General features: G+C 38.0%; 22 protein-coding genes and 1 pseudogene. 6 read left to right on the top strand and 17 right to left on the bottom strand.

The annotated features are described in order from the left end of the window. Positions 1–17 precede the first annotated feature (17 nt). Complete coding sequence (locus ACTDJC_RS07500) at positions 18–908, bottom strand: helix-turn-helix domain-containing protein (RefSeq protein ID WP_440603033.1); 891 nt, start codon at positions 906–908, stop codon at positions 18–20. Between the two features lie 127 nt (positions 909–1,035). On the opposite strand from ACTDJC_RS07500, the gene ACTDJC_RS07495 reads away from it, so the two are divergent. Continuing rightward, positions 1,036–1,488 carry a DUF523 domain-containing protein gene (locus ACTDJC_RS07495; protein WP_440603032.1) on the top strand — a complete coding sequence of 151 codons (453 nt, stop codon included), beginning with the start codon at positions 1,036–1,038 and terminating at the stop codon, positions 1,486–1,488. 357 nt (positions 1,489–1,845) lie between these two features. Here ACTDJC_RS07495 and ACTDJC_RS07490 read toward each other — a convergent pair whose 3' ends face one another. Further along, entirely contained in the window at positions 1,846–4,551 is a 2,706-nt protein-coding gene (locus ACTDJC_RS07490) for a GMC family oxidoreductase N-terminal domain-containing protein (RefSeq protein ID WP_440603031.1), read from the bottom strand. A gap of 299 nt (positions 4,552–4,850) precedes the next feature. On the opposite strand from ACTDJC_RS07490, the gene ACTDJC_RS07485 reads away from it, so the two are divergent. Next, positions 4,851–5,489, top strand: coding sequence for an acetylglutamate kinase (locus tag ACTDJC_RS07485; RefSeq protein ID WP_440603030.1), 639 nt, complete (start codon positions 4,851–4,853; stop codon positions 5,487–5,489). A gap of 16 nt (positions 5,490–5,505) precedes the next feature. On the opposite strand, the gene ACTDJC_RS07480 is transcribed toward ACTDJC_RS07485, so the two are convergent. The 7 genes from ACTDJC_RS07480 to ACTDJC_RS07450 form a co-directional block, all read right to left on the bottom strand. Continuing rightward, a complete protein-coding gene (locus tag ACTDJC_RS07480; RefSeq protein ID WP_440603029.1) occupies positions 5,506–5,655 on the bottom strand; it encodes an FbpB family small basic protein in 150 nt (49 codons plus the stop codon). 405 nt (positions 5,656–6,060) lie between these two features. Continuing rightward, positions 6,061–6,216: an FbpB family small basic protein gene (locus ACTDJC_RS07475; protein WP_098309268.1), complete on the bottom strand. Its 156-nt coding sequence runs from the start codon at positions 6,214–6,216 to the stop codon at positions 6,061–6,063. Positions 6,217–6,558: 342 nt separating this feature from the next. Continuing rightward, positions 6,559–7,896, bottom strand: a complete 1,338-nt coding sequence (locus ACTDJC_RS07470) for an amino acid permease (RefSeq protein ID WP_253630771.1) — start codon at positions 7,894–7,896, stop codon at positions 6,559–6,561. Between the two features lie 235 nt (positions 7,897–8,131). Continuing rightward, positions 8,132–8,302: a hypothetical protein gene (locus ACTDJC_RS07465; RefSeq protein ID WP_440603028.1), complete on the bottom strand. Its 171-nt coding sequence runs from the start codon at positions 8,300–8,302 to the stop codon at positions 8,132–8,134. Between the two features lie 195 nt (positions 8,303–8,497). Then, on the bottom strand, positions 8,498–8,851 hold the full coding sequence (locus ACTDJC_RS07460) for a HesB/IscA family protein (RefSeq protein WP_440603027.1): 354 nt from the start codon (positions 8,849–8,851) through the stop codon (positions 8,498–8,500). Between the two features lie 41 nt (positions 8,852–8,892). Beyond that, positions 8,893–9,759, bottom strand: coding sequence for a diaminopimelate epimerase (gene dapF, locus ACTDJC_RS07455; protein WP_440603026.1), 867 nt, complete (start codon positions 9,757–9,759; stop codon positions 8,893–8,895). Positions 9,760–10,025: 266 nt separating this feature from the next. Further along, the gene (locus ACTDJC_RS07450) at positions 10,026–10,265 is read right to left on the bottom strand and encodes a YuzB family protein (RefSeq protein WP_098308736.1); all 240 of its coding nucleotides are present in this window, start codon (positions 10,263–10,265) and stop codon (positions 10,026–10,028) included. A 331-nt stretch (positions 10,266–10,596) separates the two neighbouring features. Between ACTDJC_RS07450 and ACTDJC_RS07445 the strand changes: the two genes are divergently transcribed. Next, on the top strand, positions 10,597–11,667 hold the full coding sequence (locus ACTDJC_RS07445) for an NAD(P)/FAD-dependent oxidoreductase (RefSeq protein ID WP_098308738.1): 1,071 nt from the start codon (positions 10,597–10,599) through the stop codon (positions 11,665–11,667). 48 nt (positions 11,668–11,715) lie between these two features. Here the strand turns inward: ACTDJC_RS07445 and ACTDJC_RS07440 are convergent, their stop codons facing one another. The 3 genes from ACTDJC_RS07440 to ACTDJC_RS07430 form a co-directional block, all read right to left on the bottom strand. After that, on the bottom strand, positions 11,716–12,513 hold the full coding sequence (locus tag ACTDJC_RS07440) for a nucleotidyltransferase domain-containing protein (protein WP_440603025.1): 798 nt from the start codon (positions 12,511–12,513) through the stop codon (positions 11,716–11,718). Continuing rightward, positions 12,501–12,791: a hypothetical protein gene (locus ACTDJC_RS07435; protein ID WP_440603024.1), complete on the bottom strand. Its 291-nt coding sequence runs from the start codon at positions 12,789–12,791 to the stop codon at positions 12,501–12,503. The genes ACTDJC_RS07440 and ACTDJC_RS07435 overlap by 13 nt, the downstream gene beginning before the upstream one ends. Positions 12,792–12,872: 81 nt before the next feature. Continuing rightward, a complete protein-coding gene (locus tag ACTDJC_RS07430) occupies positions 12,873–13,181 on the bottom strand; it encodes a YuzD family protein (RefSeq protein ID WP_429706797.1) in 309 nt (102 codons plus the stop codon). A 160-nt stretch (positions 13,182–13,341) separates the two neighbouring features. On the opposite strand from ACTDJC_RS07430, the gene ACTDJC_RS07425 reads away from it, so the two are divergent. Next, on the top strand, positions 13,342–13,578 hold the full coding sequence (locus tag ACTDJC_RS07425; protein WP_098308748.1) for a NifU family protein: 237 nt from the start codon (positions 13,342–13,344) through the stop codon (positions 13,576–13,578). A gap of 47 nt (positions 13,579–13,625) precedes the next feature. On the opposite strand, the gene yutH is transcribed toward ACTDJC_RS07425, so the two are convergent. Further along, positions 13,626–14,627 (bottom strand): spore coat putative kinase YutH, encoded by a 1,002-nt coding sequence (gene yutH, locus ACTDJC_RS07420; RefSeq protein ID WP_440603023.1) that lies wholly within the window; start codon positions 14,625–14,627, stop codon positions 13,626–13,628. A 116-nt stretch (positions 14,628–14,743) separates the two neighbouring features. On the opposite strand from yutH, the gene ACTDJC_RS07415 reads away from it, so the two are divergent. Then, positions 14,744–15,235 carry a phosphatidylglycerophosphatase A family protein gene (locus tag ACTDJC_RS07415; protein WP_098308752.1) on the top strand — a complete coding sequence of 164 codons (492 nt, stop codon included), beginning with the start codon at positions 14,744–14,746 and terminating at the stop codon, positions 15,233–15,235. A gap of 41 nt (positions 15,236–15,276) precedes the next feature. Here ACTDJC_RS07415 and ACTDJC_RS07410 read toward each other — a convergent pair whose 3' ends face one another. After that, complete coding sequence (locus tag ACTDJC_RS07410) at positions 15,277–15,765, bottom strand: GNAT family N-acetyltransferase (RefSeq protein WP_440603022.1); 489 nt, start codon at positions 15,763–15,765, stop codon at positions 15,277–15,279. Between the two features lie 182 nt (positions 15,766–15,947). Here ACTDJC_RS07410 and ACTDJC_RS07405 point away from each other — a divergent pair, with 182 nt between their 5' ends. Then, a complete protein-coding gene (locus ACTDJC_RS07405; protein WP_440603021.1) occupies positions 15,948–16,529 on the top strand; it encodes an NAD(P)H-dependent oxidoreductase in 582 nt (193 codons plus the stop codon). A 28-nt stretch (positions 16,530–16,557) separates the two neighbouring features. Here ACTDJC_RS07405 and ACTDJC_RS07400 read toward each other — a convergent pair. The 3 genes and pseudogenes from ACTDJC_RS07400 to ACTDJC_RS07390 form a co-directional block, all read right to left on the bottom strand. Further along, a pseudogene (locus ACTDJC_RS07400) lies at positions 16,558–16,734 on the bottom strand (iron ABC transporter substrate-binding protein); the annotation flags it as partial. Further along, positions 16,715–18,067, bottom strand: coding sequence for an MFS transporter (locus tag ACTDJC_RS07395; RefSeq protein ID WP_440603061.1), 1,353 nt, complete (start codon positions 18,065–18,067; stop codon positions 16,715–16,717). The gene ACTDJC_RS07395 and the pseudogene ACTDJC_RS07400, both read right to left, overlap by 20 nt. Before the next feature lie 325 nt (positions 18,068–18,392). Then, positions 18,393–19,157, bottom strand: a complete 765-nt coding sequence (locus ACTDJC_RS07390) for a TIGR01457 family HAD-type hydrolase (RefSeq protein ID WP_440603020.1) — start codon at positions 19,155–19,157, stop codon at positions 18,393–18,395. Between the last annotated feature and the right edge of the window lie 50 nt (positions 19,158–19,207).

Below are 19,207 nucleotides of genomic sequence, written 5' to 3'. Positions count from 1 at the left end.
AAGTAGAGAGTTATGCTTCATAAGCATGACTCTTTTCTTTTTACACTTTCAAATGGATTATATAAAACAATCCCGCTGTTCCTTCTCACTGCCGCCCCCCACTCTAATGCGATGTCTAAAAATAATGCCTGCATCGTACCATATAAAAGTGCACCAAAATCTTTGCGAATCTCACCGTACTTATACGCCCTTACAACGCTTTTTGTCCGCCTAATGATTTGCATTTGTATATCATCATGCTTCATAATCTGTTCCCACAACAACCCTAGCTCAAATAAACCGCTCTTTTTATAAGCGAGTTCCACTTTACTCCAGGTAAAATTAATTGTTTGTGGATGACGAGACATTGGTGAAATCGCATCTACAAATCGCACTGGAATATCATGACGGCAATACGTTTCGTCCATATCATACGTTTTTATTTTCTGTTGTATCTTTAAATTGTTTTCATAAACAATAGTTTCCGTTTCCTCATTCAACTGCTCCTTCTTACACTCTCCTGCACTCTCGCCATTTTCACATGCGGTCATTTGCATACGGTCACTCATGCGGTCAACTGTCTGTTTACGAAACACATACAAATTCGCACTATATCCCCCGCGCTTATACCTCTCTTTCGTAAACACACGCTTAATAATCCCAAGCTGTTCAAGCTTTGCAACCGAACGGCGTACAGTCCGTACACTCTTCCCTATTTTCACTGCAATTGTTTCCATTAATGGACATGCAACACCAACCGTTTTTTGCTTTTCGTTTATCGCATACCTTCCTAACAAACAGATTACGAGAAAATCTGTTTTATTCATATGAGCTTGATACTGCGTCAAAATTTGCTGTTGATATGTATTAAACTCTTCTTTACTTTGAAACTCGCTATATTCTTTCATTAATGTATATAATTTACTCATGCTTATCCCCCTGTTTATCCCACTATTCATGGGTAGTCTTTCACTGTATAAATAAGAGGAAAAACAGAAAAGTGGTGAAAGATTTTATTGTATGATGAAAGTAAATCCATCAAACTGAGGTGAAAACATGATCGTAATCAGTGCATGCTTGGCTGGAATTGCTTGTCGTTATGACGGAAATGATAATCTCGTTACAAAGATTCAAGAACTGCTAGAAAAAGAAGAAACGATTCTTATTTGTCCGGAAGTATTAGGCGGATTGCCAACACCTCGTACACCTGCCGAAATTGTCGGTGGAAACGGTGACGATGTATTGAACGGAACTGCAAAAGTAATAGACCAAAACGGAAATGATGTGACGGAAATCTTTATTGCGGGTGCTTATGAGGCATTGAATCAAATCAAAGATTTAAACCCAGAATATATAATTTTGAAAGAACGCAGTCCATCTTGCGGAAGTTCCGTCATTTACACAGGAGAGTTTAACGGACAAAAACAAAATGGGTACGGCGTTACAACTGCACTATTTAGACGACATGGCTTTACAGTTATTTCGGAAGATGACTTTATACAAACGTAAGAAGAGTGAAGAAATCAAACGATATGAACAAGAAAATGAAGAAGTGTTGCTTTGAAATAAAGTGAAACTTTAATCAGTGGGGGTTTTCTTCATCCCCCACTGATTATTAGTTAAACCAATCGGGCTTTTACTGCCCATTAATGCGGGATAAAGTTTGATCAAAAACACCTCATAAACCAGCATCTTACTATAAATAAAAAGAATCCATTTAAAAAAAAGATTAATTAAAATGGATTCTTATCCAACAGATTTTTATTTTTTCATCTATCTACTATTAAGGGGATCCTATCATTGTTTGGTTGGTTGCATTTTTTTAAAGACTTTAAAAATACGACCCTATTAGGGACTTTCCATATATTAATTTAATGATTCGAATTCCTCAAAGTCTTCATCATCCAACACATAAGGATGAGGATTAGATTGAATAAATTGTGCAGCATTTAAACCAATCATTTGAGCGGGGATGGATGTGTTGCCATCTGGTAAAATAGGTGCAATTGACAGATCAGCCACTTTAAGATTGACGGTTCCAAATACATCGAGGAATCCATTGACAACACCATTTTGGATGCTGCTGCCCATCTTACATTGTCCGCCATAATGGAAGAAATTCGAATACGATGCTCTAACAAAATCCTTAAGCTTGTTTCTATCCATTTTTTTGAAGATATTCTCTGGTGGATAGACTACTTTGTGAATCCCGCTGTTCCCTTTTGACTTAGCGCTTCGAATAATATTGTACATGTTAATATATTGATCTACCAAGAAATCTAAGTCATTTTCTCGCAGCAACGGATCGAAGGAAAACGAAGGAAGGGCTTCAGGAGCGCTATGGGAGGCCATAATGGTTCCCTTACTTCTTGGATTGAGGTCGATAATGCCAAAGCTCATGATATTAGTAGGTTTTTTTAAATCAAATTCCCACTCATTACTTGCCACGTCTGAACCAGGAATAAAGAGGGGTGCGGGTGCTCCTAAAATTTGAAGACGGCGGCCCTCCAAACTATCCTTATGCTCAGCTTTAAAAGCACCGAGGAGAAGAGGCTGATTAGAATCTGCTACAACTATTGGAATTATCTGGGATGTATCGACCTCGACTCCAAGTCCCACAGAGGCTTGAGTTTGCAAATTGCAACCTACATTCGGATTTTCAATTAAAGGTGTAATCCCTGCATTAATCAAATCAGTGGGATTGCCAATCCCTGATCGTTGAAGGATTAAGGGAGAGAAAAATCCTGCCGAAACAATCACACCTTTTCGAGCAAAACTTTTGTGAGAAACACCGTCCTTGACATATTCAACTCCCACGGCAATCATTTGCCCTTTCTTTTTCTTAAATAAGACTTTGTTCACCGTTGTTTGAGCGAAAATGCTCAACTTTCTTTTCCCTACTCCAAACTCATCCGGTTGAAACTCGTTTCCTTGCGTAACAATACTCTCATTTAAATATCCTGTTGCAGTCGATGAACGGGTAATTTTTCCGTCCGCCTCCTCCTTCTGGATATATTGGCCCTTGGAAAAAGTACAGTCTCTTACGCCAGTGTTATAGTCCTCAACAATGGGGATACCTAATATTTCTGCAGTTGCATCTGTCAATCTTTGTATCAGACCATTAGGATCCGGGGGAATATGCTGTTGTCTAATAAATATGGGTCCCATTCTTCCCCTTTGCTTGGGACTTTGTGTTTGTCCAGTATAAGTTTCATTTTCAATGAACAGTGAATGAACATGTTTGTAGTTCCATTGGTCATTCCCGGAAATGGCTGCCCATTCGTCATACAGCTCTCTACTCCCGCGGACAGCAAACATATCGTTAACCTCTGAGCTCCCGCCAATGACTCTCCCATTGACCGTAACAAGCTGCCGTCCAAGCACTGCCTCTAATCTGGATAAAAGGTTGAAGGCATACTTATTATCACTGGCCAAAAAAATGGCATTTAAAATGTTGGGGTCGCTTAGCGTAGCAGTGCTATTAATTCCCGACTCAAGAACCAGTACAGAAGTACGCAGGTCATCAGTTAATTTCTTAGCAACTACCCCGCCTGCCGTTCCAGCTCCGATGACAATATAATCAAAAACATTCTTTTTGTGCTCATGCTTTTTTTGGAAAAGCTTAAAATCAGCAACGAGCCCCGTAGCAGTAGACGGCCAAAGAGCATTCGAAGTGCGGTCATTTTGACTTTCTCCAACTAAATCAATCTTTTTCACATCTAGGTCACCCCGAAAAAGAATTAAGTCTGGTCTGGTGTTAAGCTCCGATACCAGGTTTAATACATCGAAATCCTGGCAGCACGTAAACCCAGGACCTTCCCCCGCAATTTTCCAAGCATCTTCAAAACCCGCGTTTAAAAATAAGAGGTACGGTGAAGGAGCGGGACTGCTATTAGCATCAAATTGAAAATCTCCTGTTAAAATCAGTGGGAGATCAGCCGCACTTGTGAGTTGTATGAGCTCTACTGCTTGTAGATCCCGTACTGTCTCTGAATCATGGTCGAGGTGGGTCGTCAATAATCTGAACTTCTTCCCATCTATTTTTACATCAACAGACGCCCAGCCTCTGGGAATGGGGATTGACTGGCCGCCAATGGGAGCCAGGAAAATCGCTTGATATTGACCGGATTTTGTATTAGAGATGGTAAAATCAGAATGTTTCCTTGCGAGAATGATATTTCGATCCATGAAATGAAGGATGAACCCGGTACTTGCAGGAACCTCAATGTCTAAATTCTGATTAATCGCAATGGCCTCATACTTCAAACCTCTGGATTTTAACTCTTCGAGAAGTATTTTAAGAAAATCATACTCAAAGTGAATCACAGGCTCAAAGCCAGGAGGTGATAATATCTGCCATATAACTGCCTCTTGGAGACAAATAAAATCAGGATTTTGCTTGGAAATCTGTTTGGCGATTGCTTTTGCTCTTTCAGGAAAATTTGTAGCCTGTACTTGCCGGTAAATTTCTGTAACAACTTGCGGGACTTGTTCAGGAGTGGTCCCTAAGATTATTGTAGCATCAGCACCAAGATAGAGATCCCAAGACATAATTTTTACTTCTTGTCCCATTAATCTTTCTACCTACTTTCTTATTAAATATTGACCTTCTAGGTATTAAGATATGTAGACAAGCTCTTTTTTGTATAGGTAAAGTTCATGGGGTGACAGCTCATTTTTACTCTTTTGTATCTAAAAACGGCCGAATTTTATTTCAAATCCACAAGAAGACTATCGGTGACATCTTGAAGGTTATTATAACGCTGGTGTCACGTATCACCGACTGAGTGTATAAAAGTATTTGGACACAGAACTTAAGAATGAAGTTTATCATATCGTGATATATATATATTCAAAGGAGTGTAATCATTATGTACCCTTATTGGCAATCCAATTATTTCACATATGATATACCTTATGTAAGTTGGGATCCACAATCTGCGTTTTTAATGGCACGAGATTACCGTATCAGTAAAAATGAAGTTGATTTAAAAAGTTATATGCGCTCACTATGGGAACAGCATGTCGCTTGGACAAGGATGGCCATCATTAGCATTATTTTTAATTTACCAGATGTTAACGTTACTATTACACGACTCCTTAAAAACGCTCCGGATATGGGTAATTTACTCAAACCTTTCTACGGTCAAAATGCAGCGACAAAATATAGTAATTTGATAAAAGACCACTTAGTAATCGCCGCAGACCTTGTCAAGGCAGCAAAGGCCGGCGATCAAAACGCTGCCTCAATCGCAGAGAAAAAATGGTACGCCAATGCAGACCAAATTGTTGAATTCATAAGCAGCATAAATCCTCATATACCTAAAGAAAAATTCAGGAAAATGTTTTATGAGCATCTAGCATTAACTAAAGCTGAGGCAGTATCCATGCTAAAGAAAGATTATCAATCAAGTGCGCAATTGTATGACAAAATTGAGAAGGAAGCCTTAGAAATGGCGGATGCGCTTACTGAAGGAATAGTAAAGCAGTTCCCTCAAGTATTTCAGTGAAAGAAAAAACCAGCCATTATGAGGCTGGTTTTGTAATTATATAACGTTGTTCAATTCGTTGTTCAATTCGTTCCAATTCTTGTTTATCATTAAGTATCTTTTGTTTATTTTCTTGCACTAATTCTTTAAATGATTTACTGAGTAATTTACGGTACCTTCTTGTCATAATCATTCCTCCTTATTTTCTTTGGAATCAAAGATGCAGAATGAAAAATACAACCACAAAATCTCTCGCTCTTTGTAAAAAAATGTCTTAATTTGTCGAAAAGTTCGACTTACCTAAATAATAATATAACTTTTCATTTTTCAAACGTTATTTATTTGAACGTTATGTGAAAATTTTTTCCCAAGTTACCATTAATTATCTGGGGATTTTTCCAAAAAATTTCATGTTAACTAATCATGTATGGAATATGCATTCTGCTAAAGTCTTGCAGAAGCTTTTTTTAATAAAGTGAAACTTCCATCAGTGGGGGGTTCTTTATCCCCCCTATCTTCTTTGCTTCTCTCTGAATCTTGAGGTGGGGGTCTTACCGCCCGCGAATAGCAGGATAAATGAAAAAACCAGCCATTATGAGGCTGGTTTTTTATTTATATGACGTTGTTCAATTCGTTGTTCAATTCGTTCCAATTCTTGTTTATCATTAAGTATCATTTGTTTATTTTCTTGCACTAATTCTTTAAATGATTTACTGAGTAATTTACGGGTTTTTTTTGGCATAATCATTCCTCCTTATTTTCTTTGGAATCAAAGATATAGAATGAAAAATACAACCACAAAACTTCTCGTTCTTTGTAAACATTTGACTTTATTTGTCGAAAAATCAACCTTAATTAAATAATAATCTAATTTTTTAGATTTTTCAAACATTTTTTCGAACGTTATGTGAAGAATTATTTTTCCGTAATTACTATTAGTCATCTGAAATTTTTTGAAAACATGTTATATGAACTAATCATGTGTGGAATATACATTCTGTTAAAGTCTTGCAGAAGTTTTTTTTAATAAAACGGAAATGCTAGGACAAAAAAAAAGCCGCTTCACACGGCATTTTTAAGCTGAAGATCTTTATTTCGATTCCTTTCTACCAACCAAAATAGATAGGCCAGATAAAAGGATAAGAATACTTACGCATACAATAGAGTTAATTATATTGCCTGCATTGAACAAGAAGAAAATAAAAATAATTGCCAAGGCAGCTGCTGCAAACAAGGTGCTGTATGGAAAGAACCACACGCGAAAATACGGCATTTTAGGATACTGTTTACGCAACTTGAATTGCGCGAGGCAAATGCTAGTCCAAATGAGCAAAACAGTAAAGCCCGGGATAGACATCAAATAGCCAAAAACATGCTCTGGTGTAAGGAACGCGATAAAAGCTCCAATTAATAAACCAGTGCAACTGACAAGAACTCCCCAGATAGGAACACCGCGCTTAGTAAGACGAGAAAATAGAGCAGGAGCTTCGTTATTTTGTGCCAGAGAGTACAAAATGCGAGAAGTAGCATACATTCCTGAATTGGCAGCCGACAACACAGCGGTCAATAAAATGAAGTTCATAATATGTGCTACACCTTGTAATCCAGTTGCAGAGAAAACCTGTACGAAAGGACTGCCTTGCTTTCCTACTTCGTCCCAAGGGATAAGTCCAGTGATGATGAGAATAGGTAATGTGTAAAATAAAACCACTCGGAACATAACCCCTTTTATTACTTTAGGAAGCGTCTGTTCCACATTTTTCGTTTCTGTTACAGTTAATCCGATTAATTCTGAGCCTCCGAAAGAAAAGACAACTATTAAGAGTGCTGTGAAAATACTTCCCAATCCTTTTGGAAAGAATCCGCCATGACTTGTATAGTTTGTAAAATATGCTGCTTCATGATTTGGAATGAAGCCAAATAATAAGGCAAAACCAAGCAAAATAAATAAAACAAGAGTAATAATTTTGAAACTCGCAAGCCAAAACTCTATTTCACCGTAAAGTTTGACGCTAAACAAATTGATAAGAAGAAGAAGCGCAGTACATGCTAAACTAAGCAGCCATAAAGGAGCGGATGGAATCCAGTATTGTAAAAAGCTCCCCCCTGCCAAAACCTCAACAATAATAACTAAAATCCAGTCGACCCAGTAGAGCCAACCAATGACAAAGGCGAAACGAGAACCGAAAGCTTTTTGAATCATCCCTTGAATGTTTAAACCAGGATAAGCAATAGCCATTTCCGCTATTGCACTCATAACAATGAGAAGAAGAAATCCTGCAAATAAATAAGAAAAAACGATGCCGGGTCCTGCAGCTGAAATTGTATCTGCACTTCCTTTGAAAATTCCTGTCCCAATCATCCCGCCTATTGCCATAAGCCTGATATGGCGCGGTTGCAGTTCGCGTTTCAAGCTTTGTTGTGCCATGTCTACTCCCCCTTTAGTAATAAAATAGAAACAATGTTAATATCTTTTTCTCGAAAGTGATTACGTAACATCACTAACTGCTGTATGGTTCTTCTAGGTGATTTAATATTTAAACTATACAATAATCTTTTTGATTTTGGCATATTTTTTTGAAGCGTATGTTGAGAGAATATGGGGAACAAAGCAAAAAAAAATAGTGACGATTTTTTCATCGCCACCTCTGCATCAGTTTTTTCTATTTAGAACTGTTTTTGAGTATCTGAATGTTTTTATCTCTTTCTCCGCCATCGGAAATCTCCTCTGAAAATTCATGATCTGCTTTCTTTCCTAACAGGAGTTCGGATGACCGAATTGTGCTGGCTGGCAAATTATTATTTGGTGCCGCCTGTTCATTCCATTTTCCCATCAAAATCACCTCTTTTTATTAGTATTAGAATGTTGCCATGATTTTATTAGAAATCACAAAAAAAACGCTTGAACGAATCCAAGCGTTTTTCATTTATAGCGAATTAGATAACCATTTGATTAAATCCTCAATAGGCTTCTTTAGCAGCTTCTCATATTCGATTGAATACTCATATCTCGATACTAAAAAGTTGCATTAGCACTCTTCAGGCTTACCAGCATTCGTTGCTGTGCGGAAAGATGATCCGCAGCCGCATGATGCGATTGCGTTCGGATTATCGATTGTAAATCCACCGCCAAGCATTGATTGCTTATAATCGATTTTTACTCCTTTTACAATCGTAGCACTTTCTTTATCAATAACAAATTCAACACCGAAAAATTCAAGAACTGTGTCGTCTTCATTTGGTTCTCTTTCAAATCCTAAGCCGTAAGAAAGACCGCTACATCCACCGCCGTGCACTGCAAGGCGAACGTATTTCTCTCCATCTTCAGCATCTTTTAACATATCTTTAATTTGATATGCCGCTTGTTCTGTTACAGTAATCATAGAATCCACCTTCCTTTCTTCTTTCATTTTATTATACATCTTTACTCTTCAATCTTATAATAATATACACCGCTGCAAGTGACTTCTGCAGGACCATTCATTAAAACTGTCCCTTCTTCTGTCCACGTAATCATTAAATCTCCGCCTGCTAAATGAACAATGATTTCTTGCCCGCGCTTCATCTTTCCATTCAAGATTGCAGCTACAACTGCGGCACATGCTCCTGTTCCACACGCTTGTGTAATACCAGAACCGCGTTCCCATACACGGAAATGCATTTCATGATGATTCAGAACTTCAATAAATTCTACATTCACACTTTCCGGAAACATCTCATGTGTTTCTAGCACAGGCCCTAATGTTGTAAGCGGCGCTTCGTCAATATCATCTACAAAAATAACAGCATGCGGATTTCCCATTGAGACAGCTGTAAATGCATAGCGGTGATTGCTGTAAAGGAAATCTTCACGAATAAATGGTGTTTCTCCTTCACCTAACATCGGTAAATCCGTGCGTTTTAATCGCGGCGCACCCATATCAATTGTAGCGGAAGTTACAATTCCATCTTCAACTACTACTTCTGCTGTAACAATTCCTGCTAACGTTTCAATTGCAAAAACAGTCTCTTCTACTAATTTATGCTCATATGCGTACTTTGCAACGCATCGCAGTCCATTCCCGCAGCTTTTTCCTTCTGAACCGTCTTTATTAAAAATACGCATCTTTACAGGAGCAACGTCAGATGGACAAATTAGAATCATTCCGTCAGAACCAATCCCAGTATTCACATTTGACACTTTTTCAGCAACTTTCGCTAGATGCTCTTCTGCAATTTGTTCTTCAAACATATTTACATAAATATAATTATTTCCAAGACCGTGCATTTTCGTGAAAGAAAGTTGTTCCATATTGGTTCACTCCAAAATTTTTTATTGTTATAAGTATAAAATGAGCGCTTTTGGAAAACAATAAGAATGTCCCCCGTTTCTCATATTCAACGACAATTTTGGCGTAACAAGGTCGTGCTTACACGTATCGTGTAAGAAAAAAGCCCTTCAACAAAGGGCTTTCTTTTTTTATATATACATATCAGTACTTGCTGCACTAATTAGCCTGTTCCTTCGAGATGATTTTATGTATCCAAATAAAAAAGACGCTGCTTCGTTGCAACGCCTTAAAACATCGGATTTTCATCTAAATAATCATATATATTTTTCACAAGTTCTTCCGGTGTTTCGCCTTTTACAACTTCACCGTTCACAAGTGCATACGGTCCTTCAAAGCAAATACCGCAATAACCAAGACAACCATACTCAATCACATCTAAATTAGGATCTTTCTCTAGTTGTTCCCTTGCCTTTTGCGCACCACTTGCAAGGTTGCCAACACAAAATTCAATTAACGGTTTAATCACCCTTATTCCCCCCTACATCTATATATTAACCCTTGTTTTATAACAGTAAAACTAAGATGTTGTATAAATCGAGCTGAAACGACTAAAATTTTCAATCGTTTTATGCGTTAATCCTTAATAAAAAGCACTTTTCGGTCGAAAACTGCAACATTCTACAATTTTTTCACAAATCGCCCCACTTTTCTTCTTATTGTACAACAGATTATGCATTCATACATTGTTATTTGCTTCTGAATTCGATATAATTTGAGTGGGTAAAGTCAAAATATTTTTGTAATATAAAAACTTTTTATGATTAGGGGATATTTCAACAGAAAAGGGGTAATCCATCATGAAGCACCTCGTAATACTTGGTGGGGGCTACGGTGGAATGAGAGTTTTACAGCGTCTTCTTCCGAGCAACCAACTTCCGGATGATGTTCAAGTGACATTAATCGACAAAGTGCCGTATCACTGTTTTAAAACAGAATACTACGCATTAGTAGCAGGAACGATTTCTGAAACGCATATTCGCATTCCATTTCCAGAACATCCACGACTTAATATTCAATACGGGACGATAACTAATGTTGATTTAGAAAACAAAGCCGTTCATCTTGATGACGGTGAAATTGTGAATTATGATGACTTAATTATTGGACTTGGTTGCGAAGACAACTATCACAACGTTCCAGGAGCGCAAGAACATACGTATAGCCTTCAATCCATTGAACAAGTTCGTCAAACATATCAACAACTAAACGGTTTAGAGCCACACGCAACAGTTGCTGTTGTAGGAGCTGGACTAAGCGGTGTTGAAGTAGCAAGTGAACTTCGTGAAAGCCGTCCAGACTTAAACATTTATTTATTTGACCGAAAAGATCGCATTCTTTTCCCATTCCCAGAAAAATTAAGTAGATATGTAGAAGAGTGGTTTTTGAAACATAATGTTACAATCATTCGCAACTCGAACATTACAAAAGTGGAGCCAAATATTGTGTATAACCACGATGAACCACTTGAATGCGACGCAATCGTATGGACAGCTGGCATTCAAGCAAATGAGGTTGTTCGTAATCTACCTGTCGAGCACGATAATAGCGGTCGTGTTGTATTAACAAAATATCATAATATTCCAGATTTTGAGAATGTGTATGTGTTAGGTGATTGCGCTGCGTTGCCGCACGCACCATCTGCTCAGCTAGCAGAAGGACAAGGCGAGCAAATTGTCCAAATATTATTAAAACGTTGGAATAATGAAACATTACCAGAAGAACTACCTGTTATTAAATTAAAAGGTGTTCTTGGTTCTCTCGGTAAAAAACACGGCTTCGGTTTACTCGCAAATCAGCCATTAATGGGCCGCGTACCTCGCCTTTTAAAATCAGGTATTCTTTGGATGTATAAGCATCATAATGGTTAAACAAAAAAACAAGAGCGCACGTGCAGCTCTTGTTTTTTTGTTTTCACTTTATCTTCCCCACCTCTTCTTACATCCCTCTATCCCAAACAATAAATACTTCTTCGTCATCTCAGCACGTCTCCATCTCGATAAGGACGGTTTCATTCCTCCTTTGTGACGAATTCGATATACGTCTTGCAACAGCGGTTCCCATTGCTTAAAAGATTGCATCACGTATTGCAGCCCTTCATCTTTAGAAACAATCCGTTCCGTCTCTAACGTGTATAGGATACGTCCCATTGTCACAACTGCAAACTCCACCCATTCTGTAGATAAAAATAAATACGGACGCTTTACTTTCTCACTCCAATATTGTTCCACATTGTATTTCATTGTGTTCACAACATCATTCCACGTGATTGCATACGGAAGTTCGTTTGCTTGTTTACCCCAAACAGTAATACCTTGATTTTTTAATGTCCACCACGTCACAGAATTAATATCCCAATGCCCTTCATTCATTTTTCCATCTGAACAATATAAATACGGTGACATTTCATGATTTTGCTTTCCTAAATCAACAAACGGAATATACATACCGTCCATTCGCTTACCAAGATCATGTTTATAGAGTTTCTTATGTAGTTCACGTATCTTCACTTTCTCTGCTTCACTCACTTGTTCTGTTGTCACCGTTACAAAATCAACATCACTCATTCCCAAATGAAAAGCTCCTAATGCTAATGAACCATACAAATACACGCCAACTAGTTTTTCTTTAGAAACGATTTCCTGAAGTCCATTCACATACTGCTCTAATAAGACCTTTACTTCTTCTGGTACAAAATGCTCCGTTACGATACCCATAAGTATACCCCTAACGCAGCTGCCACATTTGGAATCGCTGCAAACACATTCGTTTTAGCAGATTGAAAACGAGATTCTTTTCGCGTTGGTTTTGCTGAAGCAAATGTCCCCTGCGCTCCTAAAATGAATCCATCTATACAAAGAAATGCTGCACTAGCTAAGAAAAAGAGGCTCAGCCAACCTGCTAAAGAGTAAATCATCGCTGCATCTCCTTCCATATAGGCAATACCGCTGACTACAAAAAGTCCTATACTCCCTATTACAAAGCCCTTCTTCATCTCATCCACCCTTTCAAATACAGAAAAAGCCCTTGCGATTCGTAGTCTACGTTGCAAGAGCTCTGTGAGTTATAAGTTATATTATAAATATTTCTCAATTTCTTCGTATACATCCTTTAAGCGAGGATTGCCTTCTCCGACAATCTCATTATTCACAAGAACAACAGGATAAAATAAGTCTTCTTCAATCACACGCTCAGCAAAAACTCGTTTTTCTTCCTCTTCTTGCTGCTCGTGAATGTCCACATATTCAAAATGAAATTTCTCTTCTTGTCCTTCATACTTCCTTCCAATTGCTGCTTGCAGCCATTCATACGTTTCTGTTGATGACGGCATCCCAACGCAGCTAGCACACACAACCTTTGCCCCATAGACGCTAACTTTTATCATATTCTCTCCCCCATTTGCACATACATTTTTTTCTGCATCTTATTGTCACATATAAGAAGGAAATTTCCATAAACTATTTTGACAACATAAGAAAGACATTAAAAATAGATTTTCCCCTGTATCTTGATTATAATAAAACTAATGAAAGGAGTCGATAAAAATGGAAAACGAAAACTTACACGAACAAGTAGCAGAAGTATTAGATAAATTACGTCCATTCTTACTTCGTGATGGCGGTGACGTAGAATTAGTAGATGTTGAAGAGGGTATCGTTAAATTACGCCTTCTAGGTGCTTGCGGCAGCTGCCCAAGTTCTACAATCACATTAAAAGCTGGTATCGAACGCGCACTTTTAGAAGAAGTACCAGGCGTAATCGAAGTAGAACAAGTATTTTAAGCTAAAGAAAAGAGACCCACTATGGTCTCTTTTTTCTAAATTACATATTATGTTAACCAATCTAACTTACGAATTCCTAACTTATCAACAGGTAAACGAATAAGATCATAAAAGTGCTGAAGAAATTGTTCCGATTGATCTACCCGCTGTAAAATGGTTTCTAGCCGATCTTGATATACATATTTCTGCGTCTCGCTTCCAGTTAAGTAATACCCTTCAATTGTTTCAAAGTAATTAAGAGGAAAGAGAAGACGCGCAAATAGCAGCCGCCATCCAAAAGAAGATAATGGATAGTTACGTTCATAGTCGGTTACAAATTGAGCAATTTCTTCTTCCCAGTTCGCTCTTTTTTCAAAAGAAACGTGACGGACCCACTCTGCTAAGTCGCGGCTTGGATGATCGTATACCCAATCAACTGGCAGCTTTAATCGCTTCGTTTGCTGCCAAAGTAATGGCGTAAATCGTTCCTGACAAATCGTTGCGGCGTCAGCGCGTTGAGGAATATCATCAATTTCTGTATCCATTACATATTGAATCGCATTTTCGGCAAGACCTAAATAGTAAGGGAATGATTCGATAAATAATTGTTCAAACATGTCAGTAGGGTGACTCACTATTTTTGATTGCCAAAAGCGTTCGAGCTGATCTAATCGTTTTTCCCACAGCGCCTTCCATTCACCAATTCGGCTGAGATGTTCAATATCATCAGAAAAGAATGCTCCGCGCTTATGAAATAACGATAGCTCGCTTCCTGAAGACATTACATTGCGCTCTAACATACGCATTCCTTTCAGCAAACAATAATTTGTATCTTCTATCTCGCTAACATAATAACCTTGTATGTTTGGAACAAACGTCGCAACTGTAATATCGCCTTGCTGATTCATATAATCACTTAACTTCTTCATTTCAAAAAGCTCTTCTTCTTGCAAGTTTCCCGTAGCAAGAAGCACATAAGTTTTATTTCGAACCCAAAAGCTTTTATAGGGACCGAGGGTTGTAAATTCTTTGACGTGTATATGGTAATGCTCATAAATATGTTGAATCATCGTACTCGCCACCTATATTTTTTCTATATATATATGAGCTTCTGATTAACTTTCATTCCTATGCACATAGTACACATATACGTATACAATATTAAAAAGAAAAAAAGGTGATAATCATGACACAACGAAATGAACTACAAGAAAGAGCATTACAATTACTACAAGAACGCGGTGTAACAATTGACGATATTGCAGATCTCGTTCATTTTCTTCAAAAAAAATATCATCCCAATTTAGCAATGGAAGAGTGTCGTTATAACGTAGAACGCGTCTTATCCAAACGCGAAGTGCAAAATGCACTCATTACAGGAATTGAGCTGGACGTCCTTGCCGAAAAAGGGTTGTTAAGCGCTCCTCTTCAAGACATCATACATCGTGACGAAGGATTATACGGTGTAGATGAAGTCGTTGCCTTATCTATCGTCAACGTATACGGTTCAATCGGTTTCACAAACTTTGGCTATATTGATAAATTAAAACCAGGTATTTTAGAATATTTAAATGACAAATCCACAGGTAAAGTTCATACATTCCTCGATGATATCGTCGGAGCAATTGCCGCTGCTGCATCCAGCCGTTTAGCGCATAGAGCTGCACACGCTGAATAGTACAAAAACAGGAAAAACCAACTTCTTTAAGCTGGTTTTTCTTATTTGTTTTTACATTCCGCCGCGTCATACTCCATAAGTAAAAATTCCCTTCCCCTGCTCATGAAAGAAGTCTTCTTTTGAAAACCTGCTTTCATATACAGAGCGATTGCACGCCCATTAAAAGCAGCTACGCTTAAACGGATTTTCTCTGGTCTAAATTGCTCGTTCGCAAACTGCAGTCCAGCTTGTAAAAAAGATATCCCCAATCCCTTTCCAGTTAACGCCGGTTTCATTCCAAGCCCAATATCCACAACACACTCACCTGTGTATAACTTTGCCTCTCTTCCGCCCGGCACTTGTGCGTTATCCCCAAAACAAAAATAACCGACGATTTCATTATGCTCATTACGAACGCCATAATATGTACCGTCGAGCAATTCTTCCAGCGTTTCAGACGCTCCGGTAAAACTATATAATTCATACGGTGCATCATATTGCCACACATTTATGTTTTGCGCTTCTTCTAGCGTAAGTCTATGAATGTTCATTCCTACGTTCACCTTCTCTTTCCTTCTACATATTCGCTCACGCTAGGAAAACTCCTGTTTCTTAATCTGTAAGAGGCATCTTCTTTGACTTCTTAACACATTGTAACTACAATAGTTACAAAATATGTTTTATTCACACTTTGAACATACTACTAACATATCCACAGGCAGGAGGAATTGTAATGAAACATTTAATCGTTTATGCACACCCTAATCCACAAAGCTTTAATCATGCAATTTTAGAAACATTTCAAGGACAGTTACAAGAAAAAGGACATGAAGTACGTGTTCGCGATCTATATGCTATAAACTTCAATCCTGTATTAGCTGCCGATGATTTCATTTCCTTTTCACAAGGAAATACGCCGGCTGATATTAAGGCAGAACAAGAACATATTACGTGGGCAGATGTGATCACATTTATTTATCCAGTTTGGTGGGCAGGCCTTCCCGCTATCTTAAAAGGGTATGTAGAACGTGTATTTAGCCAAGGATTTGCTTTTACATACGGCCCAAATGGCGTTGATAAATTTTTAACAGGTAAAAAAGGGGTATTATTATCCACAATGGGCAATTCAAAAGAGAATTACGATGCAAGCGGTATGTTTGAAGCAATGAAGAAAACAACTGATGCAGGTATTTTTGATTTTACTGGTATTGAAACAGTCGAGCACGCTTTCTATACGAGCGTTCCTTCTGTGGATAACGAAGTGAGAACACAATACCTTGAAGAAGTGAAAGAACTAGTGAATCGTTTGTTTTAACGAAAATCCACCTTGTGAAGGTGGATTTTTAATTTCCAATAATTTTAGGGATATATCTTTGCAGGACCTCTTCTAACTCTTTTATATCTTCATTTCTAATTAATAAGTTTACATTGTTATTCCACTTTTCTATACCGCGATCCAAAAAGACATTCTCTTGCGGAAATTGTCCCTGTACGAATGTTTTATCGCCTTTTCCTTCTTCGACTATAAGCTACTGTATAGATAGTTGCTCCGATTAATATGGTAACAATAAAAACAAGTAGTAAATTACTATACAAGTACGCTTTAGCATTTTGTATAGTGGAAAATAACGGATATTCTAGAATATGTTTTGTTAACAACCCACCAACAGTAGCCATCCCTAGTCCCTCCGCTAAGAAGCAGGCGAAGCTGAGAAATCCCATACCTGCGCCGACTTCCTTCGGCTCCAGAGCATCCGCAACACTCGTAGAAATTACTGTTTTAACGAAGGAAAGTCCACCAAACATTAGAATCAACATACCTGAAACTAACCATGGTGTTTGATCTGCAAATAATGAAATGATAAAAAAGCTTGTAATAATGAAAAATGAGCCCATCCATAACACAAATGTAGTTCCTCGTTTATCAACTAAGTTACCACCAACTATACTGAATAACATTACACTCATAGTTCCTGGGAATATAACCCACCCAATCATACTTGCAGATAGCTGGTGTACACCTCTCATCATATAAGGGATCATTGATATACAACCTGCTACGGTTCCTAGCAGAATACACCCAGTTAGAACTACCAATATAAATTTTCGGTTTAGAAATAATCTTGGTTCTATAAAAGGTTGTTCAACTTTGTGTATATACAAAGCGAATCCTGCAAACAACACAAAACTAATCGACAAATACAACCAGTTATATTGCGTTGTATATATAGTAAATGTGACAATCCCACAGGACAGTAACGCTAATCCCCAAGTATCTATCCTCTCTCCCTTTGTGGATTCATTAGGAAGTTCTTTTAGAAAAAAGGGGATAGTGAAAAGTGTCAGCATCGGAATCAGAAAAAGAAATGGCCACTGTACATAATGGGCAACCGTCCCGCCAAGAGCTGGACCTATTCCTTCTCCCATAGCTACCAACGAGCCGATTATACCAAATGCTTTACCACGATTTTCTGATTTCACGTAGCGTACAACGATTACCATAATAAGCGCCGGCACTGATGATGCACCAACACCTTGAATAAAACGCGCAGCAATTACAGCTAAAAAATTAGAATGTGCCAACACACCTAAAAGTGACCCACCACTATAAACTAGCAGACCGAAAACAAGTAATTTCTTCACACCATATTTATCACTTATTGTTCCGTACGTGATTGATCCAATAGCAAATGAAAGCATAAAACTTGTATTTACCCAGTTAGCCAAAGACGGTGATATACCAAGTTCTTTCGCGATATCCGGTAAAACTACATTAAAAACCATTTCGTTCAATACGCTGAAGAAAGCAAGAAATCCAAGCCATAGAAAAGCCTTCTTCACATCAGTAAACACATAATTCGTTAAATCGGTTACTGTAGTTGATATATTACTATTCTTTAATTCTTGTAAATCTTTTTCCACTAGGATGATACCCCCATATTAAAGGGGAATCACGCAGTTTATAGGGTAAATGATGCGTTCTCCCCTTAAATTTGTACCCCCATCATTTTTGTGCACTTCATAAATACGCCTCCTCATCACATTTGTTCCATATTATACCACCCACCTATTCAGCAAGGAAGGAATAAAACTTCACACAATTCGACCATATGTATCACCAGAACGAATTTTTTGTTATAAAAAAAATAGGCAACCTTTTACGATTGCCTATCTCTTCCTACATCTTCTCAATCCACTCTGTTAAACTGTGGACAACATGCGTTGGCTGCACATCATATTCTGTTAATTTTTCCACAGATGTGACTCCTGTGTGGACAAGAAGCGTATCCATCCCCGCATTCATACCAGCTAAAATGTCTGTATCGTAGTTATCCCCAACCATTAACGTTTCTTCTTTCGTTGTACCAAGCACTTTTAGAGCCTGTTCCATAATAATGGATTCTGGTTTACCAATGAAAATTGGATTTACTGTTGTGGATACTGCTACAACAGATGTTAAAGAACCGTTCCCTGGTAATAAGCCGCGTTCTGTTGGAATCGCAATATCAGCGTTTGTTGAAATGAATGTTGCCCCGTTACGAACGGCTAAGCACGCTTTTGCTAGCTTTTCGTATGTAACTTCGCGATCTAATCCAACGACGACAAAATCCGGATTACTATCCACAAGTGTGAATCCTTTTTCCACAAGGGCATCGCGTAAGCCTTCTTCTCCAATCATATATACAGAAGCATTTTGCTTTCTTTCATATATAAAGTTCGCTGTTGCCATGCTTGTTGTAAATACTTGTTCTGCGCTAGCTGGAATATCAAACTGCACAAGCTTGTCTGCAACTTGCTCTGGTTTACGCGTTGAGTTGTTCGTAACAAATAAATATGGTAAGTTACGCTCTTGCAGCGCCTTTACAAAATCACTTGCCTCTTCAATTCGTTCTTCGCCTCGATACATTGTTCCATCTAAGTCAATTAAATAGCCTTTATACATAGGTGCCACTCCTTTTTGATACATACTCTCCTCTTATCGTATCCTTTTTC

The sequence above is a fragment of the Bacillus sp. GB_SG_008 genome (genome assembly GCF_052038115.1).
Classification (GTDB): domain Bacteria; phylum Bacillota; class Bacilli; order Bacillales; family Bacillaceae_G; genus Bacillus_A; species Bacillus_A rhizoplanae.
The sequence above is the reverse complement of the archived record's forward strand: the minus strand, read 5'-3'. Positions and strand labels throughout refer to the sequence as shown.